Annotated in this window: 27 protein-coding genes; 21 read left to right on the top strand and 6 right to left on the bottom strand. The window is 63.1% G+C overall.

Going from position 1 to position 24,398, the window contains the following annotated elements:
* Positions 1–124: 124 nt before the first annotated feature.
* The 4 genes from M729_RS0109675 (at position 125) to M729_RS0109660 (ending at position 3,973) form a co-directional block, all read left to right on the top strand.
* Positions 125–886 (top strand): TetR/AcrR family transcriptional regulator, encoded by a 762-nt coding sequence (locus tag M729_RS0109675; protein WP_244506862.1) that lies wholly within the window; start codon positions 125–127, stop codon positions 884–886.
* 26 nt (positions 887–912) lie between these two features.
* A complete protein-coding gene (locus M729_RS0109670; RefSeq protein ID WP_027161442.1) occupies positions 913–1,944 on the top strand; it encodes a histone deacetylase family protein in 1,032 nt (343 codons plus the stop codon).
* 551 nt (positions 1,945–2,495) lie between these two features.
* On the top strand, positions 2,496–3,206 hold the full coding sequence (locus M729_RS0109665; RefSeq protein ID WP_013529810.1) for a helix-turn-helix transcriptional regulator: 711 nt from the start codon (positions 2,496–2,498) through the stop codon (positions 3,204–3,206).
* A complete protein-coding gene (locus M729_RS0109660; protein ID WP_027161441.1) occupies positions 3,203–3,973 on the top strand; it encodes a helix-turn-helix transcriptional regulator in 771 nt (256 codons plus the stop codon). Before M729_RS0109665 ends, M729_RS0109660 begins: the two co-directional genes overlap by 4 nt.
* Positions 3,974–4,007: 34 nt before the next feature.
* Here M729_RS0109660 and M729_RS0109655 read toward each other — a convergent pair whose 3' ends face one another.
* The 6 genes from M729_RS0109655 to motA are packed head-to-tail and all read right to left on the bottom strand — an operon-like array spanning position 4,008 to position 8,846.
* Positions 4,008–4,445, bottom strand: coding sequence for a hypothetical protein (locus tag M729_RS0109655; RefSeq protein ID WP_024502682.1), 438 nt, complete (start codon positions 4,443–4,445; stop codon positions 4,008–4,010).
* Positions 4,442–5,524: a flagellar biosynthesis protein FlhB gene (gene flhB, locus M729_RS0109650; protein ID WP_027161440.1), complete on the bottom strand. Its 1,083-nt coding sequence runs from the start codon at positions 5,522–5,524 to the stop codon at positions 4,442–4,444. The genes M729_RS0109655 and flhB overlap by 4 nt, the downstream gene beginning before the upstream one ends.
* A 9-nt stretch (positions 5,525–5,533) precedes the next feature.
* Positions 5,534–6,544, bottom strand: a complete 1,011-nt coding sequence (locus M729_RS0109645) for a flagellar motor switch protein FliG (protein WP_013529806.1) — start codon at positions 6,542–6,544, stop codon at positions 5,534–5,536.
* A 43-nt stretch (positions 6,545–6,587) separates the two neighbouring features.
* Positions 6,588–6,974 carry a flagellar motor switch protein FliN gene (fliN, locus tag M729_RS0109640; RefSeq protein WP_023809994.1) on the bottom strand — a complete coding sequence of 129 codons (387 nt, stop codon included), beginning with the start codon at positions 6,972–6,974 and terminating at the stop codon, positions 6,588–6,590.
* A gap of 16 nt (positions 6,975–6,990) precedes the next feature.
* Positions 6,991–7,938, bottom strand: coding sequence for a FliM/FliN family flagellar motor switch protein (locus tag M729_RS0109635; protein ID WP_027161439.1), 948 nt, complete (start codon positions 7,936–7,938; stop codon positions 6,991–6,993).
* Between the two features lie 32 nt (positions 7,939–7,970).
* Positions 7,971–8,846: a flagellar motor stator protein MotA gene (gene motA / locus M729_RS0109630; protein WP_013529803.1), complete on the bottom strand. Its 876-nt coding sequence runs from the start codon at positions 8,844–8,846 to the stop codon at positions 7,971–7,973.
* A gap of 147 nt (positions 8,847–8,993) precedes the next feature.
* Here motA and M729_RS0109625 point away from each other — a divergent pair, with 147 nt between their 5' ends.
* The 17 genes from M729_RS0109625 (at position 8,994) to fliF (ending at position 24,396) form a co-directional block, all read left to right on the top strand.
* A complete protein-coding gene (locus M729_RS0109625) occupies positions 8,994–10,805 on the top strand; it encodes a DUF1217 domain-containing protein (protein WP_027161438.1) in 1,812 nt (603 codons plus the stop codon).
* A gap of 7 nt (positions 10,806–10,812) precedes the next feature.
* Positions 10,813–11,535: a flagellar basal-body rod protein FlgF gene (flgF, locus tag M729_RS0109620; protein ID WP_013529801.1), complete on the top strand. Its 723-nt coding sequence runs from the start codon at positions 10,813–10,815 to the stop codon at positions 11,533–11,535.
* Positions 11,536–11,538: 3 nt separating this feature from the next.
* Positions 11,539–12,942: a flagellar protein export ATPase FliI gene (gene fliI, locus M729_RS0109615; protein ID WP_024502685.1), complete on the top strand. Its 1,404-nt coding sequence runs from the start codon at positions 11,539–11,541 to the stop codon at positions 12,940–12,942.
* Positions 12,929–13,768: a hypothetical protein gene (locus tag M729_RS0109610; protein ID WP_027161437.1), complete on the top strand. Its 840-nt coding sequence runs from the start codon at positions 12,929–12,931 to the stop codon at positions 13,766–13,768. Before fliI ends, M729_RS0109610 begins: the two co-directional genes overlap by 14 nt.
* 80 nt (positions 13,769–13,848) lie before the next feature.
* Positions 13,849–14,229, top strand: coding sequence for a flagellar basal body rod protein FlgB (flgB, locus tag M729_RS0109605; protein ID WP_013529798.1), 381 nt, complete (start codon positions 13,849–13,851; stop codon positions 14,227–14,229).
* Between the two features lie 2 nt (positions 14,230–14,231).
* Positions 14,232–14,648 (top strand): flagellar basal body rod protein FlgC, encoded by a 417-nt coding sequence (flgC, locus tag M729_RS0109600; RefSeq protein WP_013529797.1) that lies wholly within the window; start codon positions 14,232–14,234, stop codon positions 14,646–14,648.
* On the top strand, positions 14,648–14,974 hold the full coding sequence (locus M729_RS0109595; protein ID WP_027161436.1) for a flagellar hook-basal body complex protein FliE: 327 nt from the start codon (positions 14,648–14,650) through the stop codon (positions 14,972–14,974). The genes flgC and M729_RS0109595 overlap by 1 nt, the downstream gene beginning before the upstream one ends.
* 11 nt (positions 14,975–14,985) lie before the next feature.
* Positions 14,986–15,774 (top strand): flagellar basal-body rod protein FlgG, encoded by a 789-nt coding sequence (gene flgG, locus M729_RS0109590; RefSeq protein WP_013529795.1) that lies wholly within the window; start codon positions 14,986–14,988, stop codon positions 15,772–15,774.
* Between the two features lie 3 nt (positions 15,775–15,777).
* Complete coding sequence (gene flgA / locus M729_RS0109585) at positions 15,778–16,308, top strand: flagellar basal body P-ring formation chaperone FlgA (protein WP_027161435.1); 531 nt, start codon at positions 15,778–15,780, stop codon at positions 16,306–16,308.
* Positions 16,305–17,546, top strand: coding sequence for a flagellar basal body P-ring protein FlgI (locus tag M729_RS0109580; protein WP_013529793.1), 1,242 nt, complete (start codon positions 16,305–16,307; stop codon positions 17,544–17,546). The genes flgA and M729_RS0109580 overlap by 4 nt, the downstream gene beginning before the upstream one ends.
* Positions 17,547–17,549: 3 nt before the next feature.
* Entirely contained in the window at positions 17,550–18,137 is a 588-nt protein-coding gene (locus tag M729_RS0109575) for a MotE family protein (protein WP_032808152.1), read from the top strand.
* Complete coding sequence (flgH, locus tag M729_RS0109570; protein WP_027161433.1) at positions 18,134–18,841, top strand: flagellar basal body L-ring protein FlgH; 708 nt, start codon at positions 18,134–18,136, stop codon at positions 18,839–18,841. Before M729_RS0109575 ends, flgH begins: the two co-directional genes overlap by 4 nt.
* 17 nt (positions 18,842–18,858) lie before the next feature.
* The gene (locus M729_RS0109565; protein WP_013529790.1) at positions 18,859–19,353 is read left to right on the top strand and encodes a flagellar basal body-associated FliL family protein; all 495 of its coding nucleotides are present in this window, start codon (positions 18,859–18,861) and stop codon (positions 19,351–19,353) included.
* Positions 19,350–20,081, top strand: a complete 732-nt coding sequence (fliP, locus tag M729_RS0109560; protein WP_013529789.1) for a flagellar type III secretion system pore protein FliP — start codon at positions 19,350–19,352, stop codon at positions 20,079–20,081. The genes M729_RS0109565 and fliP overlap by 4 nt, the downstream gene beginning before the upstream one ends.
* 200 nt (positions 20,082–20,281) lie before the next feature.
* On the top strand, positions 20,282–21,283 hold the full coding sequence (locus tag M729_RS0109555; RefSeq protein ID WP_013529788.1) for a flagellin: 1,002 nt from the start codon (positions 20,282–20,284) through the stop codon (positions 21,281–21,283).
* Positions 21,284–21,550: 267 nt separating this feature from the next.
* Entirely contained in the window at positions 21,551–22,615 is a 1,065-nt protein-coding gene (locus tag M729_RS0109550; protein ID WP_027161432.1) for a flagellin, read from the top strand.
* Between the two features lie 134 nt (positions 22,616–22,749).
* Positions 22,750–24,396, top strand: coding sequence for a flagellar basal-body MS-ring/collar protein FliF (fliF, locus tag M729_RS0109545; RefSeq protein ID WP_027161431.1), 1,647 nt, complete (start codon positions 22,750–22,752; stop codon positions 24,394–24,396).
* Positions 24,397–24,398 lie beyond the last annotated feature (2 nt).

Below are 24,398 nucleotides of genomic sequence, written 5' to 3'. Positions count from 1 at the left end.
GACCGACAACCTCTTGGCCAACGACCTGCCACTCCACCGGAGCGGCGCCATGGGACGAAAAAGAATGCCAGCGCGCTGTCTTGGAAATTCCCCTTGTCATCCCAAGAGGCAGCGTGGATAAAGAATGCGACTGATTATTCGCGTTTGTCAACATACCGAATCTGGAATGTATCGTGGACAGCAAGCTCCCACCATGTTGAGACCGGGCGGGGAACGAGGACATCGGACGGTGAAGCGCAGTCTCGACCGCAAAACCAGGATAGCGCTCGAACCGCGCAAACAGCCGCGGCAACAACGCTCCAGCAAGGTGGTCGACCGGATTCTCGACGCAGCGCTGGTCTTGACGCGGGAGCAAGGAACCAAAACGCCGACGACGCTCGCCATTGCGCAGCGCGCAGGCTTGTCGGTTGGTTCGATCTACCAATACTTTCCCAACAAGGAAGCCATTCTTCTGGACCTCGCCCGGCGCTGGCTGTCATCCTTTCCCGAGGTGATCGCCAAGCGTATCAAGGTCGCCCCGCCCACCAACCGTGAAGAGTTTCGGCAGGAAGTGCGCAAGCTCTTCATCGACACGTCCAGACTCTACCTCGAAAACGCCAGCCTGATGCCGGTGATCGAGGCCATTTCAGGCAACGCCGACCTCAGGCCGATCCAGAACGAATATGACGAGCAGATCATCGCGCTCTACGCCGCATGGCTGCAGCATGTGAACCCGGCGCTTGAAGACAAGATCGCCAGCCGGCTCGGCGTGCTGATGATGGACGTCGGGCACGCCTGCCGGCTTGTCGGGCTGAAAAGAGACCGCAAGACATACGACCTCATCGAGGACGATGTGGAAAGAATGTGGCTCGCTCTGGTGAGCCCTTATCTCAATCTTGAATCTTGACTGATTTCGCACTTCGAGAGGAATTTATGAAGACTGTTTTCTCCCCCCTTCACGCCGGCCATGCCGGTCAAATGGAATTGGTCACATCAGCCATCGTGCCGGGTTTCGAAAAGCCATCGAGGGCCGAATTCATCAAGGCACGGGTCGAAAGCGAGAAACTGGGTCCCATCATCGCGCCGCACGAACATGACCTCGCCGCCGCCAAGCGCATCCACAAATCAGACTATATCGACTTTCTCCCGACGGTCTGGCCGCAATGGCTGGAAGCAGGCCTCACAGGCACGGCGATGCCCTTCACCTGGCCGACGCGCGGCCTGCGCGGCGACGTGCCGCCAAAGCGCGTCGACGCGCTGCTCGGCTATTATTCCTTCGATGCCGGCGCCACTTTCGTCGAAGGCACGTGGGCCGCGATCAAGTCTTCCTACGACGTAGCGCTGACCGCCGCCGGCCTGCTCAAGGATGGCGAGGCTTCCGCCTTCGCGCTCTGCCGTCCACCCGGCCACCATGCCGGGGCTGGCTTCATGGGCGGCTATTGCTACATCAACAACGCCGCCGTCGCCGCGCAATGGTTCCGCGACCACGGCGCCAAACGCATCTCGATCCTCGATGTCGACTACCATCACGGCAACGGTACGCAGGAGATCTTCTACGACCGTGCCGACGTCCAGGTGCTCAATCTGCATGGCGATCCGATGGTCGAGTACCCGTTCTTCCTCGGCCATGCCGACGAACGTGGCGCGGGTGCCGGCGAAGGCTTCAACATCAACTATCCGATGCCCTTCGGCACCGACTGGGATGCCTGGGACGCCTCGCTCGAGGATGCCTGCGGCAGGCTCGCCGCTTATGCACCGGATGTCGTCATCGTCTCGCTGGGCGTCGATACGTTCGAGAAGGACCCGATCAGCCAGTTCAAGCTGAAGACGTCTGATTATCCCAAGATCGGCCGCCGCATCGCCAGGCTCGGCCTGCCGACGCTGTTCATCATGGAAGGCGGCTATGCCGTCGAGGAGATCGGCATCAACGCGGTCGGCGTGCTGACCGGGTTCGAGGATCGGTAAATGCCTGTCGTCCAGGAGCATCTGGCGGTTTTGGGACAACGACAGGCATAAGCAAAGGACCACCGGGACCGGGCGGCAACATCGCCGGGCTCCCACTATCGGGCCAAGGCCCCAGCCTTCGGCACAGCAACCGGCGCGCCCGTCTGTCCAATGCTCCCGAGCCTGGCGAAATCGACCAGCCGCCGAGGTGGCCGGCGAAGACTTCTGCGTCCCGGTCTTCTGTCCAGGGCGCGAAAACCGACTTGTGAGTCGCACATGAGTCCACCGGATTCGATTTTGTCAAATCGCGTTTGATGTCAGATTCAACTGCGGGTAGATTAGACCCGAATCAGCCGGTCCTGGGGGGCGCGGCGACCACCCAAAGTCTTTTGTTCCGGAGCTTTTCCGGCACCAGACGCGGACGGCTTCGCGTTCCCTGAATGGATTCGGGATTTGGTTCGGTGCAGCCCTGCGCCACGCGTGTGTCTTCGTCAAAGTAATGCGTATTCGGGTTCGGCGGCTGGCTTCCAGTATCCGGACAGCAGAAACGATTCCGGCCAAAAGCAACAAGAATGAGCAGTCCCGCCGCACGTCTTCAATCCGACACATTGGGCTCGCGCCTGACGTCGCGCGGCGATCTCACCAGCTTTTTCATGCAACTGACCGCCGAGATCGGCGCCGACAGCTACATGTTGGTCGCCATCGTCCACGACCAGGACCGCAACGATGCGCGCATCGTCTCCTCCAACTGGATTTTCGATGCCATCGAGCTGATCGGCAAGCGATTGATCGCCGGGCTTGCGCAAGGCGCGCTCACCGTCGCGCCAGGCATCCGCCCACAGCCGCTGGTGGCATCTCGGGCACCAGAAGCAGACGGATTGGTCACCGGCGAGGAAGCCCGCCTTCTCGACGTGCTCGGCCATGCCGAAATCTATTCGCTGCGCCTCAATGTCGGCCGCCAGCGCCTGTTTGCCCTGTTCTCTGCGGCGACCGCCGGCAGCATCGACCAGCCGGCGCTGATGCGCGCGCAGCTGAAATGCTGCTACGCGCTCTCGCACATCCCGCAACTGATTGCCGCCGCCGCCATGCAGGACCCGTTGTCGGATCGCGAGCGCGAATGCCTGTTCTGGGTTTCCGAAGGCAAGACCACCGACGAGGTCGCCGTCATCCTTGGCGTCTCCTCCAACACCGTCAACAGCTACATCACCCACGCCATCCAGAAATTCGCGGCCAGCAACCGCGCGATGGCCATCGCCACGGCGATCAGGAGCGGCATCATTTGAAACACGCCGATATCAAGGAAACGGCCGAAGCCCTTTTCAACGAGCAGCGCAACCCGTTCGGGGCCTTCACCCTTGGCTCCGAAACCCATCACGCGGTCACCATTCCCGATGCCGTGCGCCGCTGCCGCTGGATCGCCGTTGACATGAATGCCTCGGCTTTCGGCCTCTTCTTCGTAAGCCCCTCGCCCGAGCGGGCGCGGCTCGTGCCATGCTTCGATTCCGATTATCCCGGCATTGCCGTGGCGACCAAGTTCATCTCAGGCGCCAACGGCGAGGAGATCGTGCGCCACACCCGCATCTCGACCGAACCGCGCTGGTGGACGGATGACGGCGTCCCTGCCACGGCGGAGCTGTTTGGCGATTTCGCCTGGACCGAGCGGATGGCGGCGCTGGTGCCCGGAACCAGCGGCATCGCTTTTCCCGTGCACGCCGACCGCGGCCAATGCGGTCTTGTCGTGTTCCTGGGCTCGGAGATGACCTTGCAGCAGGATGCGCTCTACGAAATACACGCCCGCTGCTTTTCGCTGTTCGCCGCCGTCGCCCGCATCCGTCCGGGCGATGCCGGCCGCATGCGTGCAATCTCCAAGCGCGAACTCGAATGCCTGAAGCTGACCGCCAACGGCAACACCAGCGAGGAGATCGCGCGACTCCTGAAACTGTCGGTGCACACCGCCAACCAGTATCTGACCCAATCGACCCAGAAGCTCAACGCCGTCAATCGCAACCAGGCCGTTGCCAAGGCGCTGCGGCTGGGCTTGATCGAATAGGGGAATTCGGCAGCGCTTCGAACGCGACCGACGGTCAGCGATAGGCCAGCGGCTCGACCTTGCGGATACGCGCCTCTTCGATCACCGCTTCGAGCAGCGCCGTGTTGCGCTCCGGGTCTTCGCCCGGCTTCTCGAACGATACGTAGTTGACCGCCACCGACGCGCCGAGCTCGCTCAGCGTCAGCTGGAAATAGACGGTGACGCCGGGCGGCCTCAGTTCCAGATCGAGCACGATGCGCGGGCTGCCGCTCCAGTCGACATGCGCCTCACCACCATGGCCGAGCCGCAGAGTGCCCGGCATGAAGAACAACTCAACCGCTGAATCGACCAGGTCCGACAGGCATGCGAAATGCTCCAGCCGGATAAAGGCGATGTAGTCGGCGACATCGATCAGCCTCAGTTCGCCCACCACCTGCTCGATGGCGCTGGCGACGATGATCTCGCGGGATTTTGCGTGCGGTTGCCGGTTCATGAAATCTGTCTGCGCTCAGCCTTTTTCGAGTAGACGATCCGCACCAGTTCGGCGACGGCCTGGTAGAATTGTGACGGGATCACATTATCGACCGAAACTTGCTTGTACATGGAGCGGGCGAGCGCCACGTCCTCGAAGACCGGGATGTTGTGTTCCCGCGCGATCTCGCGGATCTTGAGCGCCACCAGATCCTGGCCCTTGGCCAGCACCATGGGCGCCGAGTCCTCGTCGCGCACATATTTCAGCGCGATCGAGAAGTGCGTCGGGTTGGCGATGATCAGCGTCGCGCGCGGCACAGCCGTCATCATCCGTTTGCGCGCCCGGTCGCGCGCCAGGGAGCGCAGCCGCGACTTGACGATCGGGTCGCCCTCGGACTGTTTGAACTCGTCCTTGACCTCCTGCTTGCTCATGCGCAGATCCTGCTTCCAGTGGAAGCGCGACCAGACGATGTCGACTGCCGCGATCAGCCCCATGACGAAGACGATCGCCACCAGGATGTCGACGGCGATGCCGCGGATGACGAGACCGAAGGCGACCGGATTGGTGATCATGCCTGCGAGCAGCTTGCGGTGGTCTTCCGACAGGGTGAAGCTCAGCACGACGATGGCAAACCCGACCTTGCCGAGTGACTTCAGGAACTCGACCCAACCCTGGATGCCGAACAGCCTGTTCCAACCCTTGGCGATCGAAATGCGCGAGAGTTGCGGCCGGACCCGCTCGCCTACGAATTGCGGCATGTTCTGGAACACCGAGGCGCCGACGCCGGCGACGGTCAGCAGCACCATCAAGCTCAGGACGGCGCGGCCGACCTCGAGCAGGACGATCTTGTAAAGCGCGATGACGTCGGTCTCGGTGTCCATTGGCCAGGCTTCCGGCTTCTCCAGGAACATCGACAGGAACATGCCGAGATCGATGATCGCATCCTTGGCGTAGAAGACGGTGAACACCAGTATGGCAACGAACGAGGCAAAGAGCGCTGTCTCCCGCGAATGGGGCAGCTTGCCCTGTTCGATGGTGTCGCGGATCTTCTTTTCCGTCGCCTCTTCGGTTTTCGAATCCTTGTCGACCGCGTCAGCCATGGCGCGGTCCTAGGCGGCGTCTTGGGTCGAGGGGAGTTCGAAGGCGCCTTCGCGCGACAGCCGGATCGTCGTCGTAACGATCGTCTTGCGGGCCGCCATGATATCGGCGAGGGGGATCCCGTCCGAGCCCTGCCCGAGCTCGGCTTCGATCATGCGCCGCGAGCGGGCGCCGATGGCCGACAGCACCGATTCTGCAAGGGCGGCCGACGTGCCACGCAAGGCCAGCGTGACCAGCTCCGTCGACAGCCCGTCGAACAGCAGCACCCGCGCTTTCTGGGTGAGCAGCGGCAGATCGTCGAAAGCAAACAGCCGGGCTCGCACGCCGTCGAGATCAGGCGTGCCGGCGGCTTCCAGATCCTGCATCACCTCCTCGAGCAGCGGCTTGTCGAGTTCGTTGAGGACGCTGGCGACACGCGCCTGCCCGGCCGAGGTGTCTTTGGTCGAGGTTTCGGCCAGCACACTGGTGCGCAACCGGTTTTCGACGATCCTGGCGGCAGCGTCGGGAACATTGGCCATCGTCACCATGCGCTTGATGATTTCTCCACGCATCGGCTTGGTCAGTGTCAGCAGCACGCTCGCCGCCACCTGCGGCGCCAGCTTCGACAACACCATGGCCGCTGTCTGCGGATGCTCACCGGCCAGGAAGGCGCCAAGCCGCGCCGGCTCGAGCTTTTCGAGCTCGGGCCAGATCGGCGGCGGGCCTTCCGGTGCGACCTCGAATTTCCTGTCGCCCATGATCGCGCTCATCTCTTCGGGCGAGAGCGATTCGTTGAGGATGGTGTCCATCCTGTCGGCGGAATCGAGCAATCCCGCCCCTTCGGTGAATTCGGCCTCGAACTCAGCGACAATGCGCTCAAGATCGCTTTGCGGAATCGTCCGCAGCAGCCGGGCGCCCTCGATCAGGGCCTTCAGTTCTTCCTGCTTGAAGAATTTCAGCAGGCGGCTGGCCGACGGCTTGCCCATCGCCACAAGTATGGCGGCCGCCTTCTGCGCGCGGGTCAAGGTCACCGGCGTCGTCATGCCACTCGCCTCCGCTGCCACCGGCAAGCCCCGCAAACCATGTCTAGGCGCCCTTCGTGCCGGCGATGATTTCGGTCAGCCTGATGCCGAAGCGCGACGGATCGCTTTCCAGAACGGTGATCTCGCCGCGCGCGATCTTGCGGCCGTTGACCACGACGTCGACAGGTTCGCCGATGCGGCGATTGAGCGCCACGGTCGACCCTTTTTGCAGCGCCATCAGATCGGAGACCGGCATCTCGGTGCTGCCGAGGATGATCTGGACATCGACGGGGATGTTCATGATCACGCTCGAATTGGCCGATGAGGCCGCCCTGAACGCCGCATCGGGACGTTGCTCCTCTTCATGCAGGACCCCGCGCAACTCTTCGATGGCACGGTCGAGTTGCTCGTCCGGCTGGTCGAGGTCGGCTTCCGCCTTGGTTTTGGCCATGATCGTCTCCAAATGCTCAGGCGCGTCCGGCGGCAGCCGGCATCAGCCCGTCGATAAAGTCCTGCCCGGCATCGTAAGGTTGCCTGATCCGGACGGTGTAATTCTGTCCCAGTTTGCCGAACTCGCATACGAACAGCGTCTTGCCCCGTGCGCTGAGACGCGCCTGGGACTGGGCCGTTTCCTCGAATTCGATGACGTCGCCGATTTCGAAACCGGCGAGGTCGCCGAGCGTCAGCCGCGCCAGCGGCATCGTGGCCTCGAGCGCCACGGTGGAGCGCATCACCTCTTCCGAAAAGCGGGCGCGCCAGCTGGGGCCGTGATCGTCGTCGCTGACAGGCACGGCTCCGTCGCGGCTGGCCAGCACGACGCGCTGCGGCATCGTCACCGTCACGGTGCCACTGTCGGCCGGCGTCGAGATGCCAAGCACGATGCGGATTGCCGCGCCATCGCGCAGCACGTACCGCTTCGCCTCGGTGCCCGACATTGCCCGCGGCGCGGGCAGGCGCAGGTCGAGCGAACGCTTTCCCGATCCGTTGAGGGCCTGTGCGACCTGCTGGAACAGCATGGTCGAAACATCGATTTCGATTTGCGACAGATCGCGTTCGATCGGCGATGCCGGCAGATCCGGGTCGCCGCCGAACAGCGTGCAGACCATGATGGCGATCGCCGGAGCATCGATTACCAGGGTCATCGCATCGGAGGACGCCGACGAGCCGATCACGGTCATCGCAAACGTGTCGCCGGCACGCGAACGCGCCTCGGGAACGCGGCTGACCTCGATCGCTTTGAGATCGACGACGACCGGAACGCCAAACTCGCTGGTCAGGCTTTTCTGCAGCAGCGGCACGGCGCGTTCGGCCATGGCGCGGCCTGCGTCGATGACCTGCGCGGCCTCGCCGCTGTCGCCGACCAGACGCTCGATGATCAGCGAGCGCGCTTCCGCTGGACTGCCCAGGCTGGTCATGACAGTGCCGGGACCGATCTGTCGCGCATCGTTCAGGCGGCCTTCTTTTCGACGGTGCCGGTATTCATCGTGCTCTGCTCGACCGCGTCGATCGTCGGCCGTTCATAGGACGAGATGGTCTTGCGGCCGAACTCGATCGCCACCTGCGGCAGCGCGCCGTTCATGTAGGCCAACAGCGTCTGCTTGACGATGATATAGAGGCGGTTCTTCTTCTCGCGCACTGTCTTGATCTTGGTGGCGACCGGTCCGACCACCGAATAGGACAGGAAGATGCCGAGGAACGTTCCGACAAGTGCGGCACCAATCAAACCGCCGAGAATTTCCGGCGACTGGTCGAGCGCGCCCATCGCCTTGACCACGCCGAGCACGGCGGCGACGATGCCGAGCGCCGGCAGGCCATCGCCCACCGCCACCATCGCGTGATAGGCCTTCATCTTGTCGGACCTGATGGTCTGGATTTCTTCGTCCATCAGCGCCTCGATCTCGTGCGAGCGGGCATTGCCGATGATGATGATGCGGCAGTAGTCGCAGATGAAATGCGTCAGATCGTGGTTATGCAGCACGGTTGGGAACGCCTGGAAAATCGCCGACTCTTCCGGATTGTCGATATGCGCCTCGACCTCGCTGCGGGATTTCGAGCGCAGCTCGCGCATCAGCGAGTGCAGCACGCCGAGCGTTTCGAGATAGTCCTGTTCCTTCGGCACCGCCTGCTTGAAGGCTTCGAGAATGCCCTTGCCGGTATCCTTGACCGTCTTCATCGGATTGGCGACGAGGAAGGTGCCAAAAGCCGCACCACAGATGATCACTGCCTCCCAGGGCTGGATCAGCACGTGAAGATGGCCGCCCATGGCCATGAAGCCGCCAAGGACGCAGCCGAGCGTTACCACCAGTCCAATCAGAATGCCCACGACAGGTCCTTCCGCATTTCACATCAGGAGCTAGGGATAGCCCCCGTGCCTTGTGTGAGGCTTGAATCGAAGGCGTCGGAGACGATTCAGTTTCGCGCAAGGAAGTAGGGGTATTGTCCGGACATAGCTTCGGCCGGAGGCACCTCTTTGCTTAATACCTTTACCAGCTACCAGCTCATCACCAGGGACATTTCAAAGTCGATCGACAGGATCGAGCAGCAGCCCGTGGTTGATCGCGACACCAAATATTATCTGGACAACATCACCAAGGTGAAATCGATCGATGATTTCGTCAAGAATGACCGTTTGTTCAAATATGCCATGAAGGCCTACGGGCTCGAGGACATGGCTTACGCCAAGGCCTTCATGGTCAAGGCACTCAAGGAAGGCGTCTCCGATCCCAACAGCTTCGCCAACAAGCTGACCGACAAGCGTTACGCCGAATTCGTCAAGGCCTTCAATTTCGCGGCCAACGGCACCAGTACGACTGTCTACAACAAGGCGCAGCAACTGGTGACCAGCAACTATGCGCTGCAAGTCCAGATCGGCGCCTCGCAGAAGGGGCTCCCTTACTACCAGAGCGAAACCGCCTACTACGTCACCAACATCGCCAAGGTTAAATCGGTCGACGACCTGATGGGCGACAGCCGCCTGCTGACATATGCGATGGCCGCTTTCGGACTCGACGCCGCAACCGAACCTGCCGCAACCGTCAAGGCGATGCTCGAAGGTGGCGTCAGCGATCCCGACAGTCCTGCCAACAAACTGCCCGACAAGAGCTACGCCAAATTCGTCGCAGCCTTCGACTTCGCCCAGTATGGCGATCAGACGACCATGCGCGACGATGTCCAGCAGGCGGTGCCGAAAGGATACATGGCCGGAGCCGGACTGACATTGGTCGAGCCAAGCGCGCAATATATCAAGGGCGAGGCCGACTATTACGCGGCAAACATTTCCAAGGTGACGTCGATCGACAACCTCATGGCGGACAAGCGCCTGCTCACCTTCGCCATGGCTTCCTACGGACTTGATGCGTCAACCGAAACGCCGCAGCAGATCCGCACAATGCTCGAGGGCGGCGTCAGCGACCCCGACAGCCCAGCAAACAAGCTGACGGATAAACGGTACGCCAACTTCGTCACGGCCTTCAACTTTGCCCAATATGGCGATCAGACAACGTCGCGCGACGAAGTGCAGAAAGACACCCCGAAAATCTATACGACGGAGTCGGCGCTTGGCCTGATCGCGCCGAATGCGGACTACATCAAGTCGGAGACCGCGTACTACCTTGCCAACGTCACGAACGTGAAATCCATCGACGACCTGATGGCCAACAGCCGATTGTACAACTACGTGCTCTCGGCCTACGGACTGGACCCGGCGACGGAAAGCAAGGACCTCATCCGCAACGTTCTTGCCGGTGGCATTCGCGACGCCGACAGCGTCGCCAACAAGATGACCAACAAGGCCTATGCCGGGCTGGCCGCCGCCTTCAACTTCGAACAATATGGCGAAGCGGCCACCACCATCAATCCGGCGCAGCAGCCGACCGTCGACAAATACATGCGCCAGACCCTCGAAGAGGATGCCGGCCAGACCAACCAGGGCGTGCGGCTGGCGCTTTATTTCGATCGCAAGGCCCCAACCATCACCAGTTGGTATGACGTGCTGGCCGACACTGCGCTTGCCAGTGTCGTGCGCACCGTGCTCGGCCTGCCCGATTCCTTCGCCACCGCCGATGTCGACAAGCAGGCGCAGCTGTTCGAGCAGAAACTCGACATCTCGGATTTCTCCGACCCCGAGAAACTCGGCAAGTTCCTGACGCGCTTCACCAGTATGTACGAGATCAACAACCCGACTTCATCGGCCGTCACCTCGGTCAGCGTGCTGTTTGCCCAGCCACTCACCGTCGGCATCTCCACCGACCTGATGATGGCCATGCAGAAACTGAGGTTCTGAGACCATCATGCGGGACAGCCTGTACGTCGCTCTTTCATCGCAGATCGCGCTCGAGCGGCGCCTCGACACCATCGCCGACAACGTCGCCAACGCCTCCACGATCGGCTTTCGCGCCACCGGCGTGAAGTTCGAGGACGTCGTCTCTGGCACCGGGCAGAAATCGGTGTCATTCGCCTCCCCGGGCAAGACCTACCTTTCCGGCGCCCACGGTGCTTTGAGCGAGACCGGAAATCCCTTCGATTTCGCCATCCAGGGCGATGCCTGGTTCGCCATAGAGACGCCGGTCGGCACCGTCATGACCCGCGACGGCCGTTTTTCAATGAACGAGAACGGCGAACTGATGTCGATCGAAGGCCACCCGGTGCTCGATGCCGGCGGCTCGCCGATCCAGCTTGACCCCCGCAACGGTCCGCCCAAGGCCGGGGCCGATGGTTCGTTGCGCCAGAACGATCAGCTTGTCGGATCGATCGGCCTCTACAATTTCGATCCAGGCGCGAACTTCGTCCGCTATGGCAATTCCGGCATTGTTCCGGCACGCACCCCGGAGCCTGTCACCGATCGCTCCGATATCGGCGTTGCCCAAGGTTTTCTCGAAGAGTCCAATGTCAATCCGGTGCTGGAGATCACCAGGTTGATCATGGTCCAGCGCGCCTTCGAGAACACGGCCGCCCTGATGCGCCAGACCGACTCGTCCACCGACGAGGCGATCAAGACGCTCGGCTCGAAATAGTCCATGTCGCTCGACCAGCCATCCCTGCGGGCACTCGAAAGACAACTCCAGCCGGCACCGGAAGACCGGCTTGCCGCCCTGGAACGGGTCTGGCGGCGTTTCGCCGACGCCGAGGCACTGCTCAAGCGCGGCGGCCGCGTCATCGAAGTCACGCCCACGCACTACAAGGTGCACGGCCTTTCCGGCTTCGCCAGGCTGGGTGACATCGTCGAGCAGCCCGGCCATGCCGGTGCGCGCCGCGGCGAGATCGTCAAGATCGGCCGCGACGAGGCCGTCGTGGCACCCTTCGAACGCAGCGCCGATTCCGGCATCGGTGATGCCGTGTTCCGCCGCGGTCCGCTTGTGGTGGCACCGCATGCCTCATGGCGCGGCCGCACCATCGACGCACTCACCAGGGCGATCGATGGCGGCCCGCCGCTCGCCCGGGGAGACGACACATCGCGCGGCGCCCAGACGACGCCGGGCGCCATGGCGCGGCAACGCGTCGGCACTGCCTTCATGACCGGCGTCAAGGTCATCGATATCTTCACGCCGCTCTGCTTCGGCCAGCGCCTCGGCATCTTTGCCGGCTCCGGCGTCGGCAAGTCGACGCTGCTCGCCATGCTCGCCGGAGCCGACGCATTCGATACCGTCGTGGTGGCGCTCATCGGCGAACGCGGCCGGGAAGTCCGTGAATTCCTCGAGGACACGATCGGCGACAGCATGGCCAAGACCATCGCCGTCGTCGCCACCAGCGACGAAAGCGCCATGATGCGCCGGCGTGCGCCGGACACCGCCATGCGCGTCGCCGAGCATTTTCGCGACCAGGGGCATCGCGTTTTGCTGGTGCTGGATTCGATCACCCGCTTCGCTCATGCCTTGCGTGAGGTGGCGACGGGAACCGGCGAGCCGCCGGTCGCCCGCGGTTATCCGGCCTCGGTGTTCACCGAATTGCCCAAGCTGCTCGAACGCGCCGGGCCGGGTACGGAAGGCAAGGGATCCATCACCGCCATCATTTCCGTACTGGTCGACGGCGACGATCACAACGACCCGGTCGCCGATTCCGTGCGCGGCATCCTCGACGGCCATGTCGTGCTCGACCGCACGATCGCCGAACAGGGTCGCTATCCCCCCGTCAACCCGCTGTCGTCCATATCGCGGTTGGCCGGAAAGGCCTGGAGCGTCGAACAGCGCGCGCTGGTGACAAGGCTGAAGTCGATGATCTCGCGCTTCGAGGACACACGCGATATCCGCTTGCTCGGGGCCTATCAGGGCGGCGTCGATGCCGAACTCGACATCGCCGTGCGCCAGGTGCCGCTGATCTATGAAGCGCTGACGCAAGGGCCGAAGGATCGCCCCTCAGCCGACCCGTTCTCCGATCTCGCCCGCCACCTCAAGAGCAAGCTGAACGCCGATGCCGGAGACTGAACGCGAATACACCGAGCGCATCCTGCGCGACATGATCGCCGAGGCCAATGCCGCGCAGCAGGCAGAGGCTGACACGGCGAGAACTGCCAAAGCAAAGGCCGCCCGTGCCATCGCGGCCAAAGCCGAGGCCGTTCTGGCCAGAGCCGTCAAGCCAATCCTGCCACGGGCTGGCAAAGCCGATCCTGATCTGGCCAGGCCCGTCGAACCCGCTCTGTCCCGGGCTCCCCATGCGGTGGCTGCCGAGATGACGCAGGTCAGCCGGGAATCGCTGATCGACGGCCTGTTCCCGCGCACCGAATGGCCGCAGCCGCCAAAGGCGCCGTTTCCCCGACTGGAGAAGAAGTCCGACCGACGCAGCGATTTCGTCATTGCCGCGCTCGGCATCGCGCTCGGCCTGATCTGCGCCCTGTTCCCCTGGTATATCTTCTTCAACCAGGACCAGTTTGGCGTCCAGGCGATGAAGTTCGGCGGCACAGGCTCTAATTCCGGGCGAGCGGGCGGCGGCGTGGTCGCCGAACGCAGCGCGCCGCTGACGGCAAAGGACGTTCCCGCGGCCAATCTCGATCTTCTTGCCACGGGGACGGTGCGGGATGATGCCGATCCCGCAGCCGCATCCGACGAGCAACCGTTTCCGGCCGACGCGGCGAAATTCCGCATGGTTCATGTCGCCAACGGCCGCGCCATGATCCAGGACGACGCTGGCCTCTGGATGGTCCAGCGCGGCTCGATACTGCCGGATTCCAGCAAGGTATCCTCCATCGAGCAGCGCAACGGCAAATGGGTCATGGTCACCAGTGCCGACCAGGTGATCGAACTGTCCCGATAAACGATCTCCGGCTTCCGGCCATCCGCAAGGCCCGCGCAAGACTGGCGGCCTAGTCTCTGGGTACCTGCTCGGAGATTCCCATGGAGCCCGTTTCCCTTTTCGACCTCGCCGCCAAGCAAGCGCAATGGCTGGCCGTGCGCCAGTCGGCCGTCGCCGGCAACATCGCCAATGCCAACACGCCAGGCTATACGGCAAACGACGTCGAGCCATTTGAAAAGGTGCTCGACCGCGCCGCCGTATCGCTGCAGGCCACCCAGGCCGGCCATCTCGGCAATGCAGCGACCAATGCCGGCTTCACCATCAAGCCGCAGGAAGATGACGGCGTTGTCATGCCGTCCAAGAACTCGGTCGTGCTGGAAGACCAACTGCTGAAGGCCGGCGAGGTGCGCCGGTCCTTCGAGCTCAACACGGCGATTGTCAAGGCGTTCCATTCGATGATGATGATGGCGGTGAAGAGCTGACCATGGACGCACTGACCGCAGCCCTCAAAGTCGCAGCATCGGGCCTCGGCGCCCAGTCGGAACGCCTGCGCGTGGTTTCCGAAAACCTCGCCAACGCCCAGTCGACGGGCACCGCGCCCGGCTCCGACCCTTATCGCCGCAAGACCATCAGCTTCGTCTCCGAGCTCGACCGGGCCTCCGGCAGTTCAACGGTTGCAGTGAACTCGATCGATCGAGATCCCAGTGACTTTCCAGTCGAGTTCCAGCCCGGCAACGAGGCCGCCGACGAGAAGGGCTACGTCAAGATGCCCAACGTCAACGTGCTGATCGAAATGGCTGACATGACCGAGGCCAATCGCTCCTACGAGGCCAACCTTCAGGTGGTCAAGCAGGCCCGCGACCTGATTTCCATGACCATCGACCTGATGAGGAACCAGTAATGATCAGCGGTATCGGAGCCCTTCAGTTCAAGCCGTCGATCGGCGGCGATGACGCCGCCACAAGCCTGCTCCAGGGCGGCGCGACACCGTCGGCCGGTGGCAATGTCGGCACCTCCTTTGCCGAGGCGCTGAGCCAGGCAGCCTCCAAGACCGTCGACACGATGCGGAATGCCGAGCAGGTATCGATGCAGGCGCTCAAGGGCGATGCCGACACCCGCCAGGTGGTCGACGCCGTGATGAGCGCGCAGCAGGCGCTTCAGACCGCAGTCGCCATACGCGACAAGGTGGTCTCCGCCTATCTCGAAGTCAGTCGAATGGGCATCTGAGGAATTCCGCCATGAAAGCACTCGCCATCGCCGCCACCGGCATGAATGCCCAGCAGACAAATCTGGAAGTCATCGCCAACAACATCGCCAACATAAATACCACCGGCTACAAGCGCGCCCGTGCCGAATTCTCCGACCTGCTCTATCAGGTCGACCGCACGCAAGGCGTGCCCAACCGCTCCAACGCCTCGCTGGTGCCGGAGGGCGTCTCGATCGGCCTCGGCGTCAAGACGACGGCGGTGCGCAACGTGCACACCCAGGGCGAACTGACCAGCACCGGCAACAGTTTCGACCTGGCGCTGACCGGCAGGGGCTGGTTCCAGATCGAGGGTGCCGACGGCGGCACGCTCTACAGCCGCGCCGGCGCTCTCAACACCAACGCCACCGGCCAGTTGGTGACGGTCGACGGCGCTGCGGTCATTCCGGCAATCAATGTTCCCGTTGATGCCGTCGAGGTCATCGTCAACAAGACCGGCCAGGTCTTCGCCCGCATCGACGGGCAGACCGACCTGCAGAACCTCGGTCAGCTTCAGATCGCCAATTTCGCCAACGAGGCCGGCCTGGCGCCGCTCGGCGACAATCTGTTCCAGGAAACCACGGCTTCGGGGCCCGCGAATGTCGGCGTGCCTGGCGATCCCGGTTTTGCCACCATCCAGCAGGGCTATCTCGAAGCCTCCAACGTCGACCCGGTCAAGGAAATCACCGAGCTGATCTCGGCGCAGCGCGCCTATGAGATGAACTCCAAGGTCATCCAGGCCGCCGACGACATGGCCTCCGTGGTCTCCAAGAACATCAGGTAACGCATGATGTCGACGCCCGGCCTCCTGTCTGCATTCCGCCGCACCGCGCTCGTCCTTGCGCTGGTGACCGGCACGATGCCGGCTTTTGCCCAGGAATCGGCCAACCAGTCGGCCGCCACCCGGATCGCCAGCAATCAAGCTGGCGGCGAGGTGGTGCTTATTCCGAGCCGGGTTATCTATCCCGGCGAGACCATCAACCTGGCTGCCCTGAAACAGGTCACCCTTGTCGTCGGCAAGCACAAGCCGGAGGCGGTCGCCACACGGGCCGAGGAACTGGATGGCAAGGTCGCCAAGCGCACCTTGCTGCCCGGCCGCTACATTCCCTCCGCCGCCATCCGCGAGGCCTGGCTGGTCGAACAGGGTGCCTCCGTGCAGATCTTCTTCATCGCCGGCGGCCTGACGATCTCGGCGACCGCCGTGACGCTGCAACCAGGAGCCGCGGGCGACCTCGTCAAGGTTCGCAACATCGACAGCGGCAAAATCCTGTCCGGCACGGTGATGGCGGATGGAACCATCCAGGTCAGCGCTTCATGATGCGCGGGCTTACCTTGATCCTGGCAGCCGTGCTTGGCCTGCAGCCGGCGCTGGCCGACGGCCTGACGCCGAAGGCCAAGCGCGAGCTCGCCGCCAAGAATGGCGGCGTCTACAACGATCCCGAATATGATCCGGCCACCACAAGCCGCATGTTCCGGGTTTCGACCGGGCCGAGTTCGCTGCCGCCGGGCCAGGTCGCCTCGCGTATCAAGGACATCGCCCAGCTGCAGAGTTCGCGCGACAATCAGCTCGTCGGCTACGGCCTGGTCATCGGCCTTGCCGGATCGGGCGACAGCCTGCGCAACTCGCCATTCACCGAACAGTCGATCCGCGCGATGCTCGAAAACCTCGGCATCGCCACCGAAGGCGGCAGCGCGCGCGCCAAGAATGTCGCCGCCGTCATCGTCACCGCCAACATGCCGCCCTACGTGCAGTCGGGCGCCCGCATCGACATCGACGTCTCCTCGATGGGCGACGCGACCTCGCTTTCCGGCGGCACGCTGATCATGACGCCGCTGAAGGCGGCGGACGGCGAAATCTATGCCGTCGGCCAGGGCTCGGTCATCGTGTCCGGCTTTACCGCGCAAGGACAGGCCGAGCAGCTGACGCAAGGCGTGCCGACCGCCGGCCGCGTGCCCAACGGCGCCATCGTCGAGCGTGCCGTCCAAGCCGAATTCGACGATCAGGCGATCCTGACGCTGCAGCTGCGCAATCCCGATTTCTCGACCGCTATCCGCATCGCGGACGCCATCAACGACTACACCGGCCAGCGCTTCGGCATGCGGGTGGCGGCCGAGCGCGATTCGCGCACCGTCCAGATCAGAAGGCCGAAGGGTGTCTCGGCGGCGCGCTTCTATGCCGAAATCGAGAATTTGGTGGTCGAATCCGACACGCCGGCCCGTGTCGTGATCGACGAGCGCACCGGCACCATCGTCATCGGCAATGACGTCAAGATCTCAAGGGTCGCCATCAGCCACGGCACGCTCACCGTGCGCATCACCGAAGCGCCGCGCGTCGTCCAGCCCGAACCCTTCTCCAAGGGCGAGACCGCGATCGAACCGTTCACCGCCATCGACGCCAGCCGGCCCGACGCCCGCGTTGCCGTGCTTGACGGGCCCGATCTCCAGACCCTCGTTTCCGGCCTCAACCGCCTCGGCGTCAAGCCGGACGGCATCATCGCCATTCTGCAGGGCATCAAGTCGGCCGGGGCCCTGCAGGCCGACCTGGTTCTGCAATAGGCGATGCCGATGAAGCGCTCCTTCCCACGCCACGACAGACACCGCAAAGCCGCGATCCTGCTTGCGACCGCTTTTCTCGCGGCTCTGCCCTTTGCCGGCGGCACCGCGCGCGGCGAGGAGACGGTCCGCCAGGTCCTGCCGGGAGCACAGGTGGCGGCGGCGCCGCAGCAACTGACACGGGAAAAGGCGCCGGACCAAAGCGAGATCGAGCGCTTCTGCTCAAACATCGCCGACGCCGCCCGCGACCGCCGCTATGTCCTGCAGGCGCAGGAACTGAAGCAGCTCCAGGCTGGCATTGACGAGCGCATGAAAGCTCTTGATGCAAAGAAAGCTGAATACGAGACCTGGCTGAAGCGGCGCGAGGTTTTCCTGGCCCGGGCCGAGGACGGCGTCGTCCAGATCTACGCCGGTATGAAACCCGACGCCGCCGCCGAGCGGCTGGCCATCGTCAACGCCGACCTGGCTGCGGCTATATTGATGAAGCTCGATTCACGCAAGGCGAGCGTCATCCTCAACGAAATGGACCAGAAGGCGGCGGCAACGCTCACCGGCATTATGGCCAGCGCAGCCCGAAGGGTAGATCCGTCATGATCCGGAAGATGCTTGTCCTGTGCGCGGTTGCCATGCTGTCCGGTTGCGGAACCAACCTCAAGGAGGTCGGCAGAGAGCCGGCCCTGTCCCCGGTCGGCTCCGGCATCGATGGCGGCAGCACCGGCTCGCTCTATCGATATCCGCAAACGCCGCCAGTGCCGGTCAAGAAATTCTCGTTGTGGGACGACCGCCAGAGCCGGCTGTTCACCGACCCGCGGGCGCTGTCCCAGGGCGACATCCTGACGGTCAAGATCAAGATCAACGATCGCGCCAACTTCAAGAACCAGAACGACAGGAGCCGCACCGCCAATCGCAAGCTCGGTTATGACCTCAGCGCGCAGTGGGACAAGTGGAGCACCGCCGGCAAGGGCGCCGGGGCTCTCAGCTCCACCACCGACACGACGGCTGACGGCGAGATCAAGCGCTCGGAAACGCTTGAACTCAATGTCGCGGCGATCGTCACCGATGTGCTGCCCAACGGCAATCTGATGATCACCGGATCGCAGGAAGTGCGCGTCAATGCCGAGCTCAGGGTGCTGACGCTCGCCGGCATCGTGCGGCCGGCCGATATCGGCGCCGAAAACACCATCCCCTACGAACGCATCGCCGAGGCCCGCATCTCCTACGGCGGACGCGGTCGCATCACCGAGGTCCAGCAACCTGCCTACGGCCAGCAGATCCTCGACCAGGTTCTTCCGTTCTAGGATCGGGGCAGGGCGCCGTGGCAAATATTGAACAGGTTCAGCCGCGCAAGGGTCCCTCCCCTGTCATTCAGGCCGGCATGCTGCTGCTTGTGACGGCGGCCGCCATTGGCGTGGGTTGGATGTCCGGCGGTTATCTCAAGGGCGTCGGCGCACCGGCCTCGGTACCGGTCGCGCCTGAGAACGAAGGTAAGATCATGCAGCCCGCCGCAGCCGAGCAACCAGGCCTGGGCCCGATGCTTGTCGTGCTGGCGCCGATCACCACCAACATCGCCTCGCCTGCCGGCACCTGGATCAGGATGGAGGTGTCCGTCGTCTATGACGCGCCGCAGCCACAGGCAATGTCGGATGACATCCACCAAGATCTCCTGGCCCTGGTGCGCACCTTGAAGATGCATCAGATCGAGGGAGCCAGCGGCTACCAGCACCTGAAGGCCGACCTCGAAGAACGCGCCGCGATCCGCAGCCAGGGTCACGCCAAACAGGTACTCATCAGGACATTGCTGCTCGAATGAGAAAGTTCCTTCTCGCCACCGCCATGATCGCCGCCGCCACCTCCATCGCGGCGGCTCAGCAGCTCGATCTCGGCGGCATCGGCAAGGCTGACGGCACCACCGTCGGCTACATCATCCAGATGTTCGGCCTGCTGACTGTTCTGTCGGTCGCGCCGGGCCTGCTGATCATGGTGACCAGCTTCACCCGCTTCGTCATCGCCTTCTCGATCCTGCGCGCCGGCATCGGCCTGCAGTCGACACCGGCAAACCTCATCCTGATTTCGCTGTCGCTGTTCATGACCTTCTATGTCATGGCGCCGACCTTCGATCAGGCCTGGAACACCGGCGTCAAGCCGCTGATGGACAACCAGATCACCCAGACCGAAGCCTTCGACAAGATTTCCGATCCGTTCCGCACCTTCATGCTGCACAATGTGCGTGACAAGGATTTCGACCTCTTCGCCGATCTCGCCCGCGAGCGCGGCCAGACCGTTTCGCGCGACACCGTCGACCTGCGCATCCTGGTGCCCGCCTTCATGATCTCGGAGATCCGGCGCGGCTTCGAAATCGGCTTCCTGATCGTGCTGCCATTCCTGGTCATCGACCTGATCGTCGCCACCATCACGATGGCGATGGGCATGATGATGCTGCCGCCCACGGTGGTGTCGCTGCCGTTCAAGATCCTGTTCTTCGTCCTGATCGACGGCTGGAACCTGCTTGTCGGCAGCCTGGTGCGCTCCTTCAACTGACTCTGCCGCGCCGGCTCGAAATTCCAGCAATATATTTTCGATTAACCGTCCGGTTTAGCCCTTTGGTAGGGACTTGCCCGCATATTCGCTCGCAGATGGCGGGTGATCGATTTCAGAGATCATTGGCATGATGCCGCACCGTCATACCGGGAGGCCCGGTATGTCAAAAAAACACCTGTAAAAACCAAGGTACGAGTACCATGTCCAGCATCATGACGAACTCCGCCGCGTTGACGGCTCTGCAGAGCCTTAACGCCACCAGCAAATCCCTCCAGGACACCCAGGCCCGCATCTCGACCGGTTATCGCGTCTCGCAGGCCTCGGACAACGCCGCTTACTGGTCGATCGCCACCACGATGCGCTCCGACAACCAGGCAATGTCCACCGTTTCGGACGCTCTCGGCCTCGGCGCCTCGAAGGTCGACACCGCCTATACCGGCATGAACAGCGCGATCTCCACCATCAACCAGATCAAGGCAAAGCTGCTGGCTTCCTACGGCCAGACGGACGCCTCGAAGGAAAAGACCCAGACCGAAATCACCGCTCTTCAGGCGCAGATGAAGTCCTACGCCGACGGCGCCACCTTCTCCGGCACCAACATGCTGTCCGTAGACAGCGGCTCAACCGCCACGACGGCTGCCGATGTGAAGATCCTTTCGGCCTTCAACCGTGACGCGGCCGGCGCATCTTCGATCTCGACCATCGACGTCAAGGTGGAAAGCATCAAGCTCTATGAAGCTGGTACCACCTCGGGCCTCGCGAAGGGCATCCTTGACACGTACCGCCTCGGCAGCGACGGCAGTGTGGCCGCAGCGGTCTCCGGCACGCAGACAGCTCTAGGGGCGGCTGCACTGGCCACCGACACCTATTCGGCCGCCTCGCTTTCCATCTTCTCGGGTGGCACGGCTGCCAGCGATTCGCAGATCAAGCAGATGCTGACCGTCATCGACTCCGCGCTCGCCGATATGACCAACTCGGCCACCACGCTCGGCGCCGCCAAGAGCAGTATCGACCTGCAGAAGACCTTCACCTCGGACCTGATGGACTCCATCGACCGCGGCGTCGGCCAGCTCGTCGATGCCGACATGAACAAGGAATCGACCCGTCTGCAGGCCCTGCAGGTCCAGCAGCAGCTCGGCGTGCAGGCGCTGTCGATCGCCAACGGTTCCTCGCAGTCGATCCTGTCGCTCTTCCGCGGCTGATCGCCTCCGCTCAACCACGGTTCGCACTAGAAATTCGGGCCGCGCCAAAAGCGCGGCCCTATTTGCGTTTGCTCCAGCCCCGCACAATCCTCGATCCTTAACTCTCAAAAGCCAGCTTTTAACAGGCTGTTAACCATGCCGCGCTAGTTATGGTTAACCAATAGCTTACGACAGTTGGCGAATCGGTCCGACCGGCACGATGCCAATCGTTGAACAGGCCCATCCGGCATGTCTGAGCATGTCGGCTTTTGAGAAGGAGCGACTTTCTTGGCGAGCATCATGACCAACGCCTCGGCGTTAACCGCACTTCAAAGCCTCAGCGCCACCAACAAGTCGCTCGAACAGACACAGGCCCGCATATCGACCGGCTATCGGGTCTCGCAGGCTTCGGACAACGCCGCCTATTGGTCGATCGCCACCACCATGCGCTCGGACAATTCGGCCCTGTCGACGGTGCAGGATGCACTCGGCCTCGGCGCCTCGAAAGTCGATGCCGCCTACACCGGCATCACCAACGTGCTGACGACGATCGGCCAGATCAAGACCAAGGTGTTGTCCATGGTCGGCCAGACGGATGCCGCCAAGGCGAAGACCCAGACCGAGATCAAGGCGCTTCAAACGCAGATGAAGTCCTTTGCCGATGCGGCCACCTTCTCCGGCTCGAATTTCCTCGCGGTGACCTCCAAGCAGGTCACGGCCGCCAATGATGGCGTCCAGCCCGACTCGCAGATCGTGTCCTCATTCAATCGGTCTTCATCCGGCGCTGTCTCGATCGGAACGATCAACATCAATGTCGAGGGCACCAAGCTTTTCGACTACGGCCTTGCCGCCGAGGTCAAGAACCAGGGCGTCCTCGATCGCCAGACCTCCATCTATTCCACGGGCGCCGCCCAGACCCTGTATGACAACGCCTATGCTGGCGTGATCGCGGGCGGAGGAACGGATATCGCCGCGAACACTGCCGGCCAGACGGCGGCGGGAGCGGTCACCAAGGTCGACAATATTTCCGCCTACAACCTCGACATCACGGCCCCAGGGGTGACCGACGGCATCATCACCCAGATGGTCACCATGATGGACAAGGTCATGGCCCAGTTGACTGATTCCGCCACCATCATCGGTTCGGCCAAGAGCTCGATCGACCTGCAGAAGACCTTCACACAGAGCCTGATGGACTCCATCGACCGCGGCGTCGGCCAGCTCGTCGACGCCGACATGAACAAGGAATCGACCCGCCTCCAGGCCCTGCAGGTGCAGCAGCAGCTCGGCATCCAGGCACTGTCGATCGCCAACAGCTCCTCGCAGTCGATCCTGTCGCTGTTCAAGAACTAATCGCGGGCGCCACCGGCGCCCTCCTTTCGCATCCCAACTGACGGGCCGCGCCGCAAGCGCGGCCCGATTTCATTTTCGCACAAGCTTCGAAGACTAGAGTTCCGGCGGACAATCATGCTGGGAGTCGTCGAACCGTGCCGGAACAGATCCAGAGCATCATCTCGTATCTCCGCGGGTTTGGCGTGAAGCGCCTCGCCATGCTGGCGGGCATCGCCGTTCTGGTGATGGGCGTCATCGGCATCGCCTCGGTCTATCTCAACCGCCCCGCCTACGACACGCTCTATGTCGGGCTCGACCGCGCCGACGTGAACCAGATCGGCCTGGTGCTCGGCGAAGCCGGTATCGGCTTCGATGTCGGCGCCGACGGAACCTCGGTTCTGGTGCCGGCCGGCACCACCGCCCAGGCGCGCATGCTGCTCGCCGAAAAGGGCCTGCCGACCAGCGCCAATGCCGGCTACGAATTGTTCGACAATGTTGGCTCGCTCGGCCTCACCTCGTTCATGCAGCAGATCACCCGCGTGCGAGCGCTGGAAGGTGAGATCGCCCGCACCATCCAGTCGATATCGGGCATCAAGGCGGCGCGCGTCCACATCGTCATGTCCGAACGCGCCAATTTCCGCCGCGACGAGCAGCAGCCCTCGGCCTCCGTGGTCATCCGCTACGCCGGCATCGACGCCGAGAAGAGCGCCATGTCGATCCGCCATCTCGTCGCCGCCGCCGTCCCCGGCCTGTCGGCCGACAAGGTGACTGTTCTCGATTCCAGCGGCAATCTGCTGGCCGCAGGCGATGATCCTTCCAACACCAGCGCCGCCCGCACGCTCGGCGTCGAGCAGACCGTCGAGGCGCAGATCGGAGACAACATCCGCCGTGCGCTGACGGCCTATCTCGGCCCCGACAATTTCCGCGCCAGCGTCAAGGCCGAGGTCAACACCGACACCCGCCAGACGGAAGAGACCATCTTCGATCCGAATTCCCGCGTCGAGCGCTCGGTGCAGTCGGTGCGCGCCAACGAGAACAACAACCAGAAGCAGGCTTCCACTCCGGCCAGCGTCGAGCAGAACCTGCCCGAGACCCAGGCAACCGCCACCGATGGCCCGCAATCCTCCTCGCAGAACGACCGCAGGGAAGAGATCACCAACTACGAGATCAATTCCAAGAAGATCGCCACCGTCTCCAACGGCTACACCGTCACCAAGATGTCGATTGCCGTGGTCGTCAACCAGCAGCGGCTGACGACCATCCTCGGCAAGGATGCCACACCGGAGCAGATCGCCAAGCGCGTCGCCGAGATCCAGAAGATGGTCACATCCGCCACCGGCCTGGATGAAAAGCGCGGCGACATCATCGACGTCTCGGCGGTCGAGTTCATCGATGGCCTGGATGGCGAGGCGATCCCGCAGGCGGGAATGCTCGATTCGATCGGCCAGCATGCCGGCACGATGATCAATGCAGGTGCCTTCATCGTCGTGGTGTTCCTGGTGGCCTTCTTCGGCCTGAGGCCGATGGCCGCGGCGCTGACGGCAAAGGCTGCTCCAGCCCTGGCAGGTCCCAGCTTCGACGACGTCCAGCGCTCGCTGCCGACGCCGGAGGCAATGGCGGCCACCGACAATGCCGCGGTTGGCGCCTTGCCAGGCACACGCCCAGGCCCCACTCCGCTCGACGATCTTCGCCAGAAGATCCGGCCGGCGCCGCAGGACCGGCTTGCCAGGATGGTCGACCTCAACGAGGAGCGCACCGCGCAGATCCTGCGCAAATGGGCTTCCCAGGAAGTGGCGGTGTAAAC

Source organism: Mesorhizobium sp. WSM1293 (assembly GCF_000513875.1).
GTDB lineage: Bacteria > Pseudomonadota > Alphaproteobacteria > Rhizobiales > Rhizobiaceae > Mesorhizobium > Mesorhizobium ciceri.
This window is presented reverse-complemented; position numbering and strand designations above follow the sequence as displayed.

Excerpts from the sequence above, each read along its gene's own strand:
- M729_RS0109555 (WP_013529788.1), top strand. The coding sequence starts at position 20,282 with ATGTCCAGCATCATGACGAACTCCGCCGCGTTGACGGCTCTGCAGAGC.
- M729_RS0109635 (WP_027161439.1), bottom strand. The coding sequence starts at position 7,938 with ATGACCAGCCTGGGCAGTCCAGCGGAAGCGCGCTCGCTGATCATCGAG.
- flgC (WP_013529797.1), top strand. The coding sequence starts at position 14,232 with ATGGACGCACTGACCGCAGCCCTCAAAGTCGCAGCATCGGGCCTCGGC.
- M729_RS0109655 (WP_024502682.1), bottom strand. The coding sequence starts at position 4,445 with ATGAACCGGCAACCGCACGCAAAATCCCGCGAGATCATCGTCGCCAGC.
- M729_RS0109610 (WP_027161437.1), top strand. The coding sequence starts at position 12,929 with ATGCCGGAGACTGAACGCGAATACACCGAGCGCATCCTGCGCGACATG.
- flgB (WP_013529798.1), top strand. The coding sequence starts at position 13,849 with ATGGAGCCCGTTTCCCTTTTCGACCTCGCCGCCAAGCAAGCGCAATGG.
- M729_RS0109645 (WP_013529806.1), bottom strand. The coding sequence starts at position 6,544 with ATGACGACGCCGGTGACCTTGACCCGCGCGCAGAAGGCGGCCGCCATA.
- fliP (WP_013529789.1), top strand. The coding sequence starts at position 19,350 with ATGAGAAAGTTCCTTCTCGCCACCGCCATGATCGCCGCCGCCACCTCC.
- M729_RS0109665 (WP_013529810.1), top strand. The coding sequence starts at position 2,496 with ATGAGCAGTCCCGCCGCACGTCTTCAATCCGACACATTGGGCTCGCGC.
- flgG (WP_013529795.1), top strand. The coding sequence starts at position 14,986 with ATGAAAGCACTCGCCATCGCCGCCACCGGCATGAATGCCCAGCAGACA.
- M729_RS0109595 (WP_027161436.1), top strand. The coding sequence starts at position 14,648 with ATGATCAGCGGTATCGGAGCCCTTCAGTTCAAGCCGTCGATCGGCGGC.
- fliI (WP_024502685.1), top strand. The coding sequence starts at position 11,539 with ATGTCGCTCGACCAGCCATCCCTGCGGGCACTCGAAAGACAACTCCAG.
- M729_RS0109670 (WP_027161442.1), top strand. The coding sequence starts at position 913 with ATGAAGACTGTTTTCTCCCCCCTTCACGCCGGCCATGCCGGTCAAATG.
- flhB (WP_027161440.1), bottom strand. The coding sequence starts at position 5,524 with ATGGCTGACGCGGTCGACAAGGATTCGAAAACCGAAGAGGCGACGGAA.
- flgA (WP_027161435.1), top strand. The coding sequence starts at position 15,778 with ATGATGTCGACGCCCGGCCTCCTGTCTGCATTCCGCCGCACCGCGCTC.
- fliN (WP_023809994.1), bottom strand. The coding sequence starts at position 6,974 with ATGGCCAAAACCAAGGCGGAAGCCGACCTCGACCAGCCGGACGAGCAA.
- M729_RS0109575 (WP_032808152.1), top strand. The coding sequence starts at position 17,550 with ATGCCGATGAAGCGCTCCTTCCCACGCCACGACAGACACCGCAAAGCC.
- M729_RS0109580 (WP_013529793.1), top strand. The coding sequence starts at position 16,305 with ATGATGCGCGGGCTTACCTTGATCCTGGCAGCCGTGCTTGGCCTGCAG.
- flgF (WP_013529801.1), top strand. The coding sequence starts at position 10,813 with ATGCGGGACAGCCTGTACGTCGCTCTTTCATCGCAGATCGCGCTCGAG.
- M729_RS0109675 (WP_244506862.1), top strand. The coding sequence starts at position 125 with ATGCGACTGATTATTCGCGTTTGTCAACATACCGAATCTGGAATGTAT.
- flgH (WP_027161433.1), top strand. The coding sequence starts at position 18,134 with ATGATCCGGAAGATGCTTGTCCTGTGCGCGGTTGCCATGCTGTCCGGT.